This window comes from Ruegeria sp. CI8 (genome assembly GCF_056536865.1).
Genome location: NZ_JBQFQL010000002.1, coordinates 120,396 through 135,503 on the forward strand (window position 1 = coordinate 120,396; position 15,108 = coordinate 135,503).

Below are 15,108 nucleotides of genomic sequence, written 5' to 3' on the forward strand. Positions count from 1 at the left end.
TTGAACGAAGCCCCGCCTCGCGCAGGCGGGGCGGTCTTGTTCATTCGGCTGGGTTGGGGTTGCCGGCCACCGGCCTGCGGTTGTCCGCGTCTATCGCTCCGAAACCGTGACGCAGCAGGATGAACACGAACAGGACCATGGTCAGAACAGCCAGAAGCGATCCGATCTGGGCAAGGGTTTCGCCCCTTTCGGTAATTGCCAGCACGATCCCGGGAACGAGCACCAGCACCGTTGCCACGGACAGCCCATAGTGGAGTTTCGCCAGACCGCTGCGCGCCGCCTCGGGGGTCAGAGCGTAGTAGAATCCGAACACTGCCAGCGCAACGAACCCGATCAGGTTCAGGTGGCCATGTGCCGGGGACAGCGTGTGATCATGGCTGGCGGACATCTGGATTCCCCACAACATGCCCAAAACGGCAAATATGGCTGCGGTGGTCAGAAAAATGATGGGCAATCTGGTCATAACGGTCTCCTTTGAATACTCGATGAGCCGCACGGGGCGTTGAAAACTGGGTTTGCCAAAAATAGGTGTGTTCTGACGCGGGCATCCGAACCACGCTGCCCAACCCGGCCCGAACCGTCTGGCAGTGCGGCGTCGAGCACTAAAGGTCAGAAAAACATCGGCCTAGTCAGCGGTTCCAGAGCACGTGGGATCGCGCGGTGTCGAACCCCGGTTCCTGCGACAGGTCAGGTTCTGTTTGGTCAATCATGGCTCGTTTCCCCTCGGCTGAGATTGAAACGAAGGCGCCTTCAATGGGCAAAAAAATACCAGCAGCTGTGAAATATGAAAAATTGATTATGTGAATAATAGCTATTCACCTGGCGAATTTACTTTTGCCTGGGCAGAACCTGCGGTGATACCCGGCGCGCCTTCCTTCTCGCATTGCCAAAAAATGAAAAACCCCGCAGCCCATGCCGCGGGGTTTTCAGATTTCAGTCTGGTCCGGCTATCAGCCCTTCTTCAGGACCTCGCGGCCCAGCAGCTCGGCGATTTGCACTGCATTCAGGGCCGCGCCTTTGCGCAGGTTGTCCGAGACACACCACAGGTTCAGGCCGTTTTCTACGGTTGAGTCCTGACGGATCCGGCTGATGAAGGTGGCGAAATCGCCGACGCATTCAACCGGCGTGACATAGCCACCGGCCTCGCGCTTGTCGATCACCATCACGCCCGGAGCTTCGCGCAGGATGTCGCGGGCCTCGTCCTCGTCCAGGAATTCCTCGAACTCGATGTTCACCGACTCCGAATGTCCGACAAAAACCGGCACCCGCACACAGGTCGCGGTGACCTTGATCGACGGGTCGACGATCTTCTTGGTCTCGACGACCATCTTCCACTCTTCCTTGGTCGATCCGTCTTCCATGAAGACGTCGATATGCGGAATGACGTTGAAGGCGATCTGCTTCTGGAACTTCTTCGGGGCGACCTCGTTGATCGGGTTGTAGACGGCCTTGGTCTGATCCCAAAGCTCATCCATACCCTCTTTGCCTGCGCCCGACACCGACTGATAGGTCGAGACCACGACGCGCTTGATCTTGGCGCGGTCATGCAGCGGCTTCAGCGCCACCACCATCTGCGCGGTCGAGCAGTTGGGGTTGGCGATGATATTTTTGTTCTTGTAGTCGTGGATCGCCTGCGGGTTGCACTCTGGCACGATCAGCGGGATCTCGGGGTCGTAGCGATAGAGCGACGAGTTGTCGATCACCACGCAGCCGGCCGCTGCCGCTTTGGGGGCGTAATCCTTGGTCGCGGCGGACCCCACGGCGAACAGCGCCATGTCCCAGCCGGTGAAATCGAAAGTGTCCAGATCCTGGGTCTTGAGTGTCTTGTCGCCAAAGCTGACTTCGGTGCCCAGCGAACGACGGCTTGCCAGAACGGCAATTTCGTCCACTGGGAACTGGCGTTCAGCCAGGATGTTCAGCATTTCGCGGCCCACGTTACCCGTGGCGCCGACGACAACGACGCGATAGCCCATGTCTAGTCTCCTGAATTAAGGACGCGCGTTCATAGCCGCGTTGCAGAAAATAAAAAAGGGCCTTCGCGGCGGAATTGACCGAATGACGCAGTTTTGCGGCGACTCAGGCCTTCAGCAGCAGCTGATAGAGCGCAACGAGCGCCTGCGCCTCGCCGTTGATGTCGAAATTCCGTTCCACATGGGCGCGGGCGGCCTGGCCTGCGCGGGTCAGGGAATCACGGTCCGCCAGCATCTCGGCCGCGGCCGCGGCCAGCGCCGGAATGTCGCCCGGTGGCACCACCCGACCCAGCGTCGGGTCGGTCACGATCTCGGAGAATGCGCCCACATCGGTGGCCACCACCGGCACACCGCAGGCCATCGCTTCGAGGGGGGTCAGTCCGAACCCCTCCCAGCGTTGGGGGGCGATGAACAGATCCAGCACCTGGTACCATTGGGCAATCTTGTCCACGGTGACCTCGGGCTTGAACAGGATGCGGTCGAACAGGCCGGCTTGGGCCACCTTGTCCTTCAGTTCGGTCAGGAAAGCGCTGTGTTTCTCGGTCGCGCGGCCCATGACGATGCCATGTACGTCGGGGACCTGCCCGCACAGGTCGATCATCGCATCGACGAAGGCGTCGGTGCCTTTCTGGTGGCGGATGCGGCCATAGCAGCCCAGCAGCAGCCCGTCGGGCAGGCCCATTTGCGTCCGCAGCCCCGCCTTGTCGGCGGGTGGCGTGAAGTCCTGCAGGTTGATCCCGTGCATGATCACCTGCGCGTCGCGCTCGAGGTATCCGGCCGTCTTGCGCGAGGTGGCCACCACCGCGTCCATCTTGCCGATCAGCCACTTGGTATAGCCCGTATGCGCCCGCTGCGAGGCGCTGGTGAACAGCAGTTTCAGCCGCAGCCGCAGCAGGTCGCGCAGGATCAGGCCCAGCAGCATCTCGGTGTTGCGGCGGGCGTGCCAGACCCGCAGCGTCTTGCGCGACAGAAAGGGCAGGCGGCCCAGCGGGATGTGCGGGATGTCCGAAGGCAGACCCGGACCGGTGGCTGCGATGTCGATCCACTGTGCCTGCAACGGCACCAGCCGCGCGATCGTGGCGGTCACGCCGGACAGGCGGCGTTTGAGGTTTGGGGCAATAACAACGGGGTCGTTCACGGCGCGCGCTCCTGCGGGTCTCACTCCATGCTGTCACGGCTGAACAGGTAGATCACGCAGCCGATCGTCAGCGTGACGGCAAAGAAGGCGAATATCGCTGTGTAGGGTGCGGTTGGCCCCATGTCCACCGTCGCCGCATGGATGCGGCCGGTGGCGAATTGCGCCAGCCCCACGCCGCCGATCCCAAACAGGTTCAGCAGGGTCACGCCGCGCCCCACCAGATGCGCCGGGATGAAGGCGCGCCCATGCGCCATGATCACCGGGAAGGATGCCCCCAGAAACCCGATCAGCGCCATCAGTAGAACCGACAGCCAGACGGCCTCGGCGACCCACAGCCACAGCAGCCCCAGCGCCAGCACCGCCAGCGCGTTGCCGCCGAAGATCACCCATTTTCGGGTGTTCAGCAGCCGGTCCAGCGGCCCATAGGCAAAGGTGCCCGCGATCATCGCGGCGCCCATGACCAGCGTGGCCTGCCCGATCTGGGTAGCGCTCAGCCCGAACACGTCCAGCAGATAGGGGCCGGCCCACAACCCCCGCAGCGCGGCCGAGGGTGCATAGGCCACCAGCATCAACGGCAAAATCGCCCACAGCGCAGGTTCGCGCAGCAGGTCCAGAACCGACCCTTTCTGCTCGGACACCACCCGCGCGGGGTCTTTGACCGTGACCCAGATGCCCACTGCCACGGCGCCTGAGATCGCGGCCAGCCCCGCCAGAGTCGCGCGCCAGCCCATCAACTCGACCGCCAGCGCCGTGGGGTACGAGGCCACGAGGTTGCCGACCGACCCCACGCCCAGCATAACAGCGGCCAGGGTAGCGAACTTCGCGGGCGGGTATTCGCGGGCAAAGATGAAATACGAGGCCATCAGAACCGGCGAACATCCGACCCCGATCAACGCCATCGCCACCGCCACATGCAGGGGCGTCGCGGCCAGCGCGAACACCGCGGCCCCACCCGCGCCGCCGATCAGTAGCAGAACCGCCGCCGTCTGCCGGGGGCCAACCCGGTCCAGCGCCCAGCCCACCGGGATCTGCATCGCCGCAAAGACCAGAAACCACAGACCCGAGGCCCAGGCCAGATCTTCGGGCGTGGCGCCGATGTCTCGCGCCAGATCGGCAGTCAGAACCGCAAGGAACGCGCGGAAGAACTGGCTGAGGACATAGGCCAGACACAAGATCACCAAACCTGCCTGCATGTCGGTCTCCTTGCCGTCCGCCTTGGTGGGATGCTTGGCACGTCCCGATGCCATGCACAAGCGCGTGTGATATGTTGCAGTATCGGGAAACGCCCCCGCACTACGCTATCATTGCGGCAAGCAAACGGGAGGGACAATGAAGACCGCCGATATCGGATTCTATGACCGCGTACCCATTACACGCGACTTTCTTGCGCTGTCGGATCCGGAACAATTCACCCCGGTCCCGGATGACTGGATCGTGGGCGTCGCCGATATCGTGGACTCGACCGGCGAAATCGCGCGTGGTCGCTACAAGACGGTGAACATGGTGGGCGCGGCGGTGATCTCAGGCATGATCAACGCGCTGAGCGGGCGAGTTTTTCCCTATGTATTTGGTGGCGACGGCGCCGGATTTGCCATCCCGAAGGACGATGCCGACATGGCGCGCGACACCTTGGCCGCGCTGCGCAGTTGGGCGGAAACCGAGTTCGGCATCGCGCTGCGTGCGGCTTTAGTTCCTGTGTCCGACCTGCGCGCGGAGGGGCTCGACTTGCGGGTGGCGCGCTATGCGCCGTCCTCGGGGGTGGATTACGCCATGTTCACCGGTGGCGGACTGGCCTGGGCCGAGGCGCAGATGAAGGCTGGCCGGTACGAGGTTCCGCCCGCCGGGTCCGACGCAAAGCCTGACCTGACGGGACTGTCCTGCCGCTGGTCCAACAGCCCTGCGCGGCATGGGCAGATCGTTTCACTTGTCATCCAGCCCACTGCGCAGGCGACAGAACGCGACTTTGCTGATCTGGCGCAATCAGTTCTGTCCGCATCCGAGGCTCTGGAGCGCGCGGGTCATCCCGTGCCGGCCGGCGGCCCTCCGATCAAGTGGCCACCTCCGGGGCTTGCACTGGATGCCCATGTTTCGCGCGCTGGGCGCAATCTGGCCGTGCGCAAGGCCGCGCTGCTTGTGCAGAACCTGCTGATCTGGCTGCTGTTCAAATCGGGCAAGCGACTGGGCGACTTCGAGCCGGGCCACTACAAGAACATGGTCAGCCGAAATGCGGATTTCCGCAAATTTGATGACGGGTTGAAGATGACGCTGGATTGCGACGACGAGACCCTGTCGCGCATCGCCCGGACCCTTGAGGATGCGCGCGGACGCGGCAAAATCAGATATGGCATCCATTCCCAGCAAGAGGCGATGATGACCTGCTTCGTGCCCGCCGCCACGCGCGACGATCACGTACATTTCGTCGATGGTGCATCGGGCGGCTATGCGCAGGCCGCCGCCGCAATGCAGGGGTGAGCCGCCCTCAGGAACGCCATTTCGCGGCCAGCCCGCGGGCGGCCTGAGCCAGCAGCATGACGTCGATACCGACCGCCAGGAACTGCGCGCCCATGTCCCGATACGCTTGAACCGCTTCATCATTGGTGCCCAGAATACCCGGCGCCTTGCCTGCCGCCCGGATCCGCTTCAAAGCATCGGCGATGGCGGTGCGCACCTCCGGCACCGTGCTGTCGCCTTTGTAACCCATGTCGGTGGACAGATCGGCCGGGCCGATGAAAACGCCATCCACGCCCTCGACCTGAAGGATGTCGTCCAGCGCGGCCATGCCCGCAAGGTTTTCCACCTGAACCAGCAAACAGATTTCGGGGTCGGCCGTGGCCACGTAATCGGGGATGGTGCCGTACATTGTCGCCCGTGTTGCGGCGGCCCCGACACCCCGCACACCTTTGGGCGGGTACTGGCAGGCCCGAACCAGCTCGCGCGCCTGATCCGCGCTTTCGACCATCGGTACCAGAATGGTCTGGGCGCCGGCGTCCAGCACGGTCTTGATCATCCAGGTCTCGCCGATGGGCAGCCGCACCACCGGGTGCGAGGGGCTGTTGGCCAGCGCAATCAGCTGATCGCGGATCGAACGGATGTCATTCGGCGCATGTTCGCCATCGATCACCAGCCAGTCGAAACCGGCGGTTCCCATGATTTCCGCGGTGATGGCTTCGGCAAAGCTCATCCAGCAGCCGATCTGCATTTCGCCCTGTATCAGAGCCTGTTTGAAGAGGTTTTTGGGGGCGGGCATCAGCGATCCTCCTGCGGGGGTGTGGGCAAGGTACGGGCGATTTGGGTGATCACGTCAAAGGCCATCCGGACATCCTCCTCGGTGGTTTCGAACTGGCCAGCCTGAAAGCGGATGACGATGTCGCCATCGACTCGGGTCTGGGTCAGATAGATGCGCCCGTCATCGTTGATGGCGTTCACCAGCCGCAGATTCAGGTCGTCCAGATCCGCGGCGCCGGGTGGCTCATATCGGAAGGTCCACAGGGACCACATGGGCGGGGTGGCGATCCGGAAATCCGGCTCGGCCGCCAGCCGGTCATGCAGGTCGCGCGACCAGTTGACGTGGTTGCGCAGCCGCGCGCGCAAGCCTTCCAGCCCGTAGGCGCGGATCACGAACCACAGTTTCAGCGCCCGGAACCGACGGCCCAGCGGCACCGACCATTCCGAGTAGTTGATGATCCCGTCCTTGCCGTGGGTTTTGAGGAATTCGGGGCTGATCGCCAGCGTCTGTACCAGATCGTCGGGGTCTTTCAGGAAATGCGCGCAGCAGTCGAACTGAACCCCCAGCCATTTGTGCGGGTTGAAAACGATGCTGTCGGCCTGGCCGATCCCCGGCCAATAGTGGCGGTATTCGGGGCAGATCATCGCCGACCCGGCCCAGGCCGCATCCACATGCGTGTACAGCCCATATTTCTGCGCGACGTTCAGACACGCATCCACCGGATCAGTCGCGCCGGTTCCGGTGCCGCCGACGCACAGGATTACCCCCGCAGGGTGAAGGCCGGCATCCAGATCGGCCCGGATCGCGGCCTCGAGCGCCACGGGGTCCATGCCGCGCCAGTCACCCTTGATCGGGACGCGCACCAGGTTGTCCTGCCCGATCCCGGCCACCCAGATGGCGCGGTCGATTGATGTGTGCACCTCGGACGAGCAATAGACGCGCAAGGGTGTCTGCCCAAACAGGCCCTGACGGTTGCCCTGCCAGTTCAGCGCCTTTTCCCGCATGGTCAGAACGGCGGCCAGCGTGGCCGACGAGGCTGAATCCTGGATCACCCCTGCAAAGCCTTCGGGCAGGTCCAGCGCCTGCCGCAGCCAGTCCATCATCCGGGTTTCCATCTCGGTCGCCGCGGGCGAGGTCTGCCACAGCATGCATTGCGGCGCGATCGCGCTGGCCAGAAACTCGGCCAGCACCGACGGCGCCGAGGCGTTCGAGTTGAAATAGGCGAAGAAGCGCGGGTGCTGCCAATGGGTGATGCTGGGCATCACGATCCGCTCGAAGTCTTGAAAAATCCCTTCTATCGGTTCGCCTTGCTCCGGCGCCGTCGCGGGAAGCGCGTTCAGCACCTCGCCGGGCTCGGTCCGGGCGCGCACCGGGTACTGGCCGACGGTTTGGTGATAATGCTGCGTCCACTCGGAAATGCGTTTGCCCCATTCCGAGAATTCATCCCATCTCATCTGCCTTGCCTTCCGCCTTCGCATCTTTCGCGGGCAAGTGATGGCGATGCAGGCGGGCAGGTCAATCAAATTCCGGATGACGATGGCGCTGTGAGGTGGGACCGTGGCGGCCGTTCGGGCCAAACTCAGGCTCTAATAAAGAAAATCGCACCGGCTGTGCGGATTGGAGAACCCCGCCGGAGAAACTAGGGGTCGACTCCGGCGGGGTGGCCAGACGGTGTCTGAAGTTATTTGCCTGGCCCGGGGCCGAAGAATCCCTGTGTTGAAGGGCTCCGGCCCTGAATCGGAGAATGTGAGGTGCCCAAATTGCACCCCGACAGCGCAGTCCAAGCACCCAGGGGGATGAGGCCAGAGCGGCGGTTCTCCGAAACCGTAATATTTCCTTGGTATTCGCGACGGTGGCACGCTGATGCACCACGTTTGGTTGGCTGTGCGCGCCGACCGTCTGATCGAAGATCTAGCGCACCTGACCGCGAAACCAAGTCGCAATAAGGTGACGCGGCCCGTAGGTCTGTTGCGCTGCCTTCGAATATCTGCCCGATATGTCCGTTCATGATGCGCGGCCTGTGCGGTTTATTAGACAGGGCGGTCCCAAGTTTCCCTAGAATAAAGACGGATAGTCTGTGCGGATGAAACTGGTTTGCGCCCGGGTCCGCAGCCTTGGCAACTTCGCGCCGAAACGTCCAGATGGGCCGGCAATAATCGGCGTGTTTGCCGGGTTGAACGGCGGTGTGTCTCGTTTAGTCTGCGCGGCAATGTGAAGGAAAGGATGCAACATGGCCAAATCTCTGTTTTCCCTGCCGGATGTGGTGCAGATACCAGTAGTTGGAGAGGCCAACACCTATCCGGTGGGGCGCATCTTCTGCGTGGGTCGGAACTATGCCGCCCATGCGGCCGAGATGGGAAATGAGGTCGACCGCGAGGCGCCGTTCTATTTCACCAAGTCCCCGCAGAACGCCATTCTGACCGGGCAGACCGTGCCTTACCCGCCGGGCACCGAGAATTATCACCACGAAATGGAACTGGCCTTGGCCATCGGTCGCCCGGTGTTCCAGGCGACGTCGCAGCAGGCTTGGGATGCCGTGTTCGGATATTGCTGCGCATTGGACATGACCCGGCGCGACCTGCAGATCCGCGAGCGCAACAAGCAGCGCCCCTGGGATCTGGGCAAGGATGTGGAAAATGGCGCGGTGTTCGCGCCGCTGACCCGCGCCGCCGATTGGGCGCCGACCGATGACATCCGCATCCATCTGAGCGTGAACGGTGAGGTCCGGCAGGACGCCACCCTGTCCGAACTGATCTGGAAGATCGACGAGATCGTCATGCACCTGTCCCGGTTCTATCACCTGCGGCCCGGCGACCTGATCCTGACCGGAACGCCCGCCGGTGTCGGCCCGGTTTTGGCCGGCGATGTGCTGACCGGCGGCATCGACGGGTTGGCGCCCATCCGCCTGACCTTCGGACCGGCGGAATAGACCCTAGATGGGGATTTTTTGGCCACTCAGACCGGCGCGCGCAGCCAGTCTGCGTCAAAGGCGACCCGATCCAGCCCGGCAAAACGGCGTACCCGGTCCAACTCGGCCTCGAGCCGCCGCGTGCGGGCGTCCGACCATCTGACCCCGCGCTCGGGCCAGAGGGCGCGGACCCGCAAGATGCCTTCGTCGCGATGGGCCTTCATGTCGATCCGTCCGATCAGACGGTCTTTTTCGAGCAGCGGAAAGACGTAATAGCCATAGGTCCGCTTGGCCTCGGGCACGAAGACCTCGATCCGATAGTGGAAGCCGAACAGGCGCTGGGCGCGGTTGCGGTCGCGCAGCATAGGGTCGAACGGGCTGAGCACACGGATCCGCCCCGGCGCGGGGGCAGGGTCGGCAGCCTGGTCCGCCAGTCCGGGTCGCGCAAACACGCGACGCAATCGACCATCGGCACATTCTACCTCGATTTCCTGCAGATCACCCTGTGTCAGAGCCTGTTTGCACCACTCTTTCGCCTCGGCGGCGGTGACCGTGTCCCAAAAGGCGGCCAGTTCGCCCGAGGTGGCAAAGCCCAGCCGGTCGATCGCCGCGTTGCACAGCCAGTCCACCGTCGCCTGATGGTCGCACTCCATCACGCCGGGGCACAGATGGGTATCGATCACGCGCTCGGTCAGGTCGTATTGCTTTTGAAACCCTCGGCGCCCTACCACCGTCAGCGCGCCCGAGCGCCAAAGGTATTCCAGTGCCGTTTTCGAGGGATGCCAATCCCACCACCCGCCCGAGCCCTTTTTCTCATCCTGCCCCAGATCGGCCGAGCACACCGGGCCGTGGTCGCGGATGTGCCGCAGCACGGTTTCGAACTGCTGTTCGAACCCGTCGCGCCGCCAGTTGCGCCAGCGGGCCCGCAGCATCTCGGCGTCGCGCTGGAAGCGCAGATGCCAATGCGGGTAGAACGCCATCGGGATCACCGCGGCGTCGTGGGTCCAGTGTTCGAACAGGCCGCGGTCGCGCTCGTACAGGCGTTTGAGGTCGTTCGGCCGATAGGACGGGCGGCGCGAGAACAGGATCATGTCATGGGCGCGCGCCACGGTGTTGATGCTGTCGAGCTGCACGAAACCCAGCCGGTGGATCAGATGCAGCAGATCGGGCCCTTTGGCCGGACCTGCGGGCTGTTCCGCCAGCGCGTGACGGTCCATGAACAACGCACGGGCGGTTCGATTGTCGAGTTGTTGCAGCTTGCCCCGTTCAGCGCCGCTTGAGCGTGTCGCCATAGCTGATCTTGGGGGTCAAGGTTATGCGTGTTTCGATCTCGGTATTCGGGTCGGCCAGTTGGGCGGCGATGATTTCCGCCGCCTTGCGACCGATTTCAAGCCGGCAGGCGTCCATGGTGGCCAGCTTGCGCGGCAGACCCTGCAGCAGTTCGACGTTGTTGAATCCCGCAAGGCCGATCTGTCCGGGCACGTCGATACCCTGCTCAAGCAGGTACAGCAGCCCGCCCGCGCCGATCATGTCGTTGGAATAATACAGGAAATCCAACTCTGGGGAGCGTTCTAGCATGGCTTTGGTCATCTCGCGCCCCTTGGCCAGGGCCGAACCGCCGGAATAGAACTCTCGGTCCTCGATCTCGATCCCGTGCTTGCCTAAAACTTCGGTGAAGCCCTCGAACCGTTTGCGCGCGCGGTGGTCCAGCGGCATCTTGGTGCCCATGAAGCCGATATGCTGATACCCGGCCTTCAGGATTGCTTGCGCCATCTCGCGCCCGGCCCGGCGGTGCGAAATGCCCACCATCGCGTCCACAGGCTTGCCGTCCGTATCCATTATCTCGACCACCGGAATGCCCGCCGAATCCAGCATGGCCCGCGCGGCCTCGGTGTGTTCCAGCCCGGCGATGATCACGCCGGAAGGCCGCCACGACAGCATCTCGTACAGGACCTTTTCCTCTTTTTCCGGCAGATAGTCGGTGACGCCGACCACGGGCTGCAGCTCGGTATCCTCAAGCACCTGGTTGATGCCGGTCAGCACCTCGGGGAAGACCATGTTCGACAGCGACGGGATGATCACAGCCACCAGGTTAACCCGGCTTGAGGCCAGTGCCCCAGCGATCTTGTTGGGCACGTATCCCAGCTCTTTCGCGGCGGCCAGAACCCGGGTGCGGGTCGCGTCCGACACATCGCCCCGATTGCGCAGGACCCGGCTGACCGTCATTTCCGACACACCGGACGCTTCTGAGACATCACGGAGGGTAAGCGGGCGTTTCGTTTCTGTTGTCACCGGGGATACCTGCATTGTTGTTTCCCTGATGCTAGCGCGAACAGGGCAATCTGTTCAACTGTTGTGCAAAGGTCATGACAAGCTGAAAAAACCCAGCTACAGAAGGCGCCGCGCGGCCCCGTGGCTCAACTGGATAGAGCAGCCCCCTCCTAAGGGGCAGGTTGCAGGTTCGAATCCTGCCGGGGTCGCCAGCAACTCAGCGCTGGTCGGGTTTCGGGTTCGGTTTCACCGCTCAACCGCGATAGCGCGCTTACTTCGTACAAGCAGTTCTGGCGATCCTGTTTGCCGTGCATACACTTCTTTTGGTGCAGTCGCCCTGAGAGTTTCTGCCTCTCTCAAATCTGCATTCTGGTGCGGTTTTGAACCAGCCTCGGCTCGTCGTACACTTGGTCTTCCCCGTGCATTGCGCGCCACCGCAGGTTTTCGGCTGCCATTTTCGGTAGGAATCGTATGAGCGCCACCCCTCTGGGCATGCTCCGCCCGCGAACGCGCAAGCGGTCTTTCCCTTGATCGTGACTGTTTTTCCTCCCGCGCTATTGCACTCTGCTGCCGTTGGGGCCGCACTTCCGGGAAGTGGCGATACCAACACCAAACACAGGCCAACCAAAGATAGTATCTCAAGAACACGCATTGCGTTCTCCTTGCTGCGCGACGGGCAAGTCCAAGCTTACGTGACCGGCAGACAATCCCAAAGGGTCAATCCCGCGGTACCTTCGAGACGATGTATCGCGGGGATCATCTGGTCTTTGAAGCACCGCAGCAATGGCCCGCGGACAGTCAGTATTCCGCGTTTGACAGCTTGTTAAGGCAATCCCTGATCGGTGCGCCTTTGGGCAGGGCACAGTACCCGTCCGACCGCATGTCGGCCGACGGGGAAACACCTCCTCCGATCAAGATCACGAGGAACTCTTCAATCGGGGGCAACAGCGTATCGGCGTTCTCAATCGTCTCTTCGGTCGAGACTGTCCGGAATGCCTCAAACAGTGGAAGGGTGATTTCGCCTTCTACGCCGTCGGGATGTTCGTCCAGAAACTGGCGCGCGCCCCAGTCAGGGTCTGTGAAGAATCTGTGATAGTAGGTGCGGTCCAACCGATCCTTCTGGATTTCCAGACTTTCCGGGACAACGCCCCCGTCGCGGACGCCCTGATAGATTTCCATGATCTTGCCGTGGACCTCGGGCCATGCGCTGGCTTCGACGGTCGCGCTCAGCGCGATCACGGCCTTGTTCTTGCCCACGACCACAAAGTCCGAACGTGGATCGTAAGATGCACGCATGGACTGGCGGATGACCCGAAACATCTCCGAGCCCTGATTGGCGCCGATGTAGTCAACAAGAAGGTTCGAGCCAAGCTGGTCCTGTGCGTTCGAAAACGCCTTTGCATTGGCAAGCAGGATCAACATTTCGGATGCGTCGGGGTCGGCGAGATGCACGATACCTTTGGGCAGGGCAAAGGGCGCCCCGTTCGCGCCCCTCCACCCTTCGGCCCATTTGCTCAGGGCGCGCCCCAGCCGGAACCGCGCGCCCGGCAGCGAATTGATCAATCGGACGGTTCGGCGCATTACCTCTTCGTCCTTTGACCTGAGGACGACCTGATCTGGTCGCCCGAACTGAAAGTCGGGCTCAAGTGCTTCTTCGTCCGTGGCGGCAGGGTCGAATTCCAGAAAATTGGTAATCTCGTTCAACACATCCGACGGCTGTCTGGTTCTGGTCGAGATAACTGGGCGAAACGCCTCAAGCTCTCGTGCGTACCAGTCTGGTGTGTATCGGGGTTCGAGCAATACGTTCTCGAAGTGCACCAGGACTTCCGGGAAGACGTCGCTTGGCGCCGAGACGGTGAGCGTCAGATTCTTGCCGCTTCTGCCGATTTTCTGTTCGACACCTTTCAGCTTCAGGAACGAACTGACTTCGTAGGATGAGCGGGTCGAGGTCCCGCCTGTCACAACGCTAGCAATGGCGGCGGACATGGCGGCAGTGCGGTCCAGCGTCGGGTGGTCAATCGTCCACACCAGGGTCAGTGCGGACGTGCCGTTCTCAAGCGGAGAGAGCTCGACCAGTTTCGTTTCGCCTGCAGTCGCAATCAATTCTGCCTGTGCCCGCTCACCTTGCAGCAAGGTAAGCGCAACAAAGAGAACTGTGAGAAGCCGGCCCTTGATAACGCTCATGTCAGTCAGCTTTCTCCGCAAGAACGAAAGATGTCGCGGAGGGCTGCAAGACTTTTTCCGCAAAATCGATAACTTCCTGATCTGTGGTGTTGCTCAGTGTTTCGGCAAAGACCGACGGGCTGATGGGCGGGAATCCGTCCGCGGCGACGTTCTGCAGAAACCACAGAAAGGCCGAAGGACGGCGGGCCATGTTCTGGGACCAGACCACCTCCTTTTGACGGAGCTCATGAATTTCGTATTTGCTGATCGGCTCGTCCAGCAAGCCAGCCAAGGTTTCGGTCAGCCGATCCTTGGCTTCATCCACGCTGAAGCCGGGCATGAGTTGCAGGTCGATCACCAGTTCAACATCGGCATTCTTCGCAAAATACCAGTTGACGCCATGGTTGAGTATCCGCGTGTCCTTGTGGCGTAGAACCTTGGCGATCCGTTCGTTCAGGATCCCGCTTGCGATGAAGAACGCGCCTTGCATGTCGATGCTCGTGGAGCGGTCTTCGAATTCCACGAATTTTGCGAACAGCACGGTGTCGCGTTGCAACCGATCCGACTGCAGGCGCACGACGGACTGTTTCTCGGGATCCGGCTTTTGATCCAACCACGGTTTTTTCGGAGCGTCAGATGGTTCGGTATCGCCAAACACCCGCGCCACCAGTTCTTCGGCCCGGGCTGGTTCAATGTTTCCGGAGACAATCAACGTCACGTTGGACGGCACATAGTGTTCCTTGTGAAACTGATAGGCCTTCTCGAGGCTCAGCTTGGGCAGATCCTCGACGGTGTTGTCTGCCCGGCCGCGCAAGGTGCCGTAGAGGTTTTGAAGTGCCATTCGGCTGAGCCAGCGAAACGGATATTGCCGTTCACGCAGCAAGGTTTCCCGCTGGACGATAGCGACTTCGCTCTCCGCAAATTGCCTGGATACGGATGGCGTGTCCAGAACGGCCCGGGAAAGCCGCAACAACATCTCCGCCTCGGATGGCAGCCCGGAATTCGTGTACACGGTCGCGACATTGTGCGTGGTGGCGTAGATGTCGCGTTCACGCGGTTTTCTGAGAATGGTGGCGTCGGCCGAGAACGCGGCGAGATGCTCGGTCAGATGGGCTGTGCCGGACGGGTCCGGGTCGTCATACGACCCCGAAAGAACAATCAACTGAACATCCACGCGGTCGAAGTCGTCCACTGGAACCACATATGCCGCGTGCAGCCCGCCCTTCTGGGCAAGTGGAATGATGCTCTGAGCCTGAGCGGATCCGGAAAAAACCAAAAAGACGATCGACAAGAAAAATACGGCGGCGCGCATCAAAAACCTTTGAACTATTAGATTTTCGCTGAAACGTCGGTCGGTCGACGCTCAACCATAGGGGTAACGGTTGTGTCAATGCTTGCGGGGCGCGGGGTGTTTTTCAAGTCGAAAAAGGCA

General features: G+C 61.9%; 12 protein-coding genes and 1 tRNA gene. 3 read left to right on the forward strand and 10 right to left on the reverse strand.

Going from position 1 to position 15,108, the window contains the following annotated elements:
- Positions 1-40: 40 nt before the first annotated feature.
- The 4 genes from ACR0DA_RS11185 to ACR0DA_RS11200 all read right to left on the reverse strand — a co-directional run bounded on the left by ACR0DA_RS11185 (position 41) and on the right by ACR0DA_RS11200 (position 4,301).
- Complete coding sequence (locus ACR0DA_RS11185) at positions 41-463, reverse strand: hypothetical protein (protein WP_170600849.1); 423 nt, start codon at positions 461-463, stop codon at positions 41-43.
- Between the two features lie 487 nt (positions 464-950).
- Complete coding sequence (locus ACR0DA_RS11190; RefSeq protein ID WP_170340798.1) at positions 951-1,973, reverse strand: aspartate-semialdehyde dehydrogenase; 1,023 nt, start codon at positions 1,971-1,973, stop codon at positions 951-953.
- Between the two features lie 103 nt (positions 1,974-2,076).
- On the reverse strand, positions 2,077-3,108 hold the full coding sequence (locus tag ACR0DA_RS11195; RefSeq protein WP_222457777.1) for a glycosyltransferase family 4 protein: 1,032 nt from the start codon (positions 3,106-3,108) through the stop codon (positions 2,077-2,079).
- 20 nt (positions 3,109-3,128) lie between these two features.
- Positions 3,129-4,301 carry an MFS transporter gene (locus tag ACR0DA_RS11200; RefSeq protein WP_480754403.1) on the reverse strand — a complete coding sequence of 391 codons (1,173 nt, stop codon included), beginning with the start codon at positions 4,299-4,301 and terminating at the stop codon, positions 3,129-3,131.
- Positions 4,302-4,437: 136 nt separating this feature from the next.
- Here ACR0DA_RS11200 and ACR0DA_RS11205 point away from each other — a divergent pair, with 136 nt between their 5' ends.
- Positions 4,438-5,580: a DUF3095 domain-containing protein gene (locus ACR0DA_RS11205; RefSeq protein WP_480754034.1), complete on the forward strand. Its 1,143-nt coding sequence runs from the start codon at positions 4,438-4,440 to the stop codon at positions 5,578-5,580.
- Positions 5,581-5,587: 7 nt separating this feature from the next.
- Here ACR0DA_RS11205 and ACR0DA_RS11210 read toward each other — a convergent pair whose 3' ends face one another.
- Complete coding sequence (locus ACR0DA_RS11210) at positions 5,588-6,355, reverse strand: HpcH/HpaI aldolase family protein (protein WP_170529542.1); 768 nt, start codon at positions 6,353-6,355, stop codon at positions 5,588-5,590.
- Complete coding sequence (locus ACR0DA_RS11215) at positions 6,355-7,788, reverse strand: pyridoxal phosphate-dependent decarboxylase family protein (protein ID WP_480754036.1); 1,434 nt, start codon at positions 7,786-7,788, stop codon at positions 6,355-6,357. Before ACR0DA_RS11215 ends, ACR0DA_RS11210 begins: the two co-directional genes overlap by 1 nt.
- Positions 7,789-8,564: 776 nt before the next feature.
- On the opposite strand from ACR0DA_RS11215, the gene ACR0DA_RS11220 reads away from it, so the two are divergent.
- On the forward strand, positions 8,565-9,263 hold the full coding sequence (locus tag ACR0DA_RS11220) for a fumarylacetoacetate hydrolase family protein (protein WP_480754038.1): 699 nt from the start codon (positions 8,565-8,567) through the stop codon (positions 9,261-9,263).
- A 26-nt stretch (positions 9,264-9,289) separates the two neighbouring features.
- Here ACR0DA_RS11220 and ACR0DA_RS11225 read toward each other — a convergent pair whose 3' ends face one another.
- Positions 9,290-10,534, reverse strand: a complete 1,245-nt coding sequence (locus ACR0DA_RS11225; RefSeq protein ID WP_480754040.1) for a winged helix-turn-helix domain-containing protein — start codon at positions 10,532-10,534, stop codon at positions 9,290-9,292.
- Positions 10,509-11,534 (reverse strand): LacI family DNA-binding transcriptional regulator, encoded by a 1,026-nt coding sequence (locus ACR0DA_RS11230; RefSeq protein WP_170342776.1) that lies wholly within the window; start codon positions 11,532-11,534, stop codon positions 10,509-10,511. The genes ACR0DA_RS11225 and ACR0DA_RS11230 overlap by 26 nt, the downstream gene beginning before the upstream one ends.
- A gap of 114 nt (positions 11,535-11,648) precedes the next feature.
- Between ACR0DA_RS11230 and ACR0DA_RS11235 the strand changes: the two genes are divergently transcribed.
- Positions 11,649-11,725 (forward strand) — tRNA-Arg (locus ACR0DA_RS11235).
- 586 nt (positions 11,726-12,311) lie between these two features.
- On the opposite strand, the gene ACR0DA_RS11240 is transcribed toward ACR0DA_RS11235, so the two are convergent.
- Positions 12,312-13,697, reverse strand: a complete 1,386-nt coding sequence (locus ACR0DA_RS11240) for a peptidase M16 family protein (RefSeq protein ID WP_480754043.1) — start codon at positions 13,695-13,697, stop codon at positions 12,312-12,314.
- A 1-nt stretch (position 13,698) separates the two neighbouring features.
- Positions 13,699-14,988, reverse strand: a complete 1,290-nt coding sequence (locus tag ACR0DA_RS11245; RefSeq protein WP_480754044.1) for a M16 family metallopeptidase — start codon at positions 14,986-14,988, stop codon at positions 13,699-13,701.
- Between the last annotated feature and the right edge of the window lie 120 nt (positions 14,989-15,108).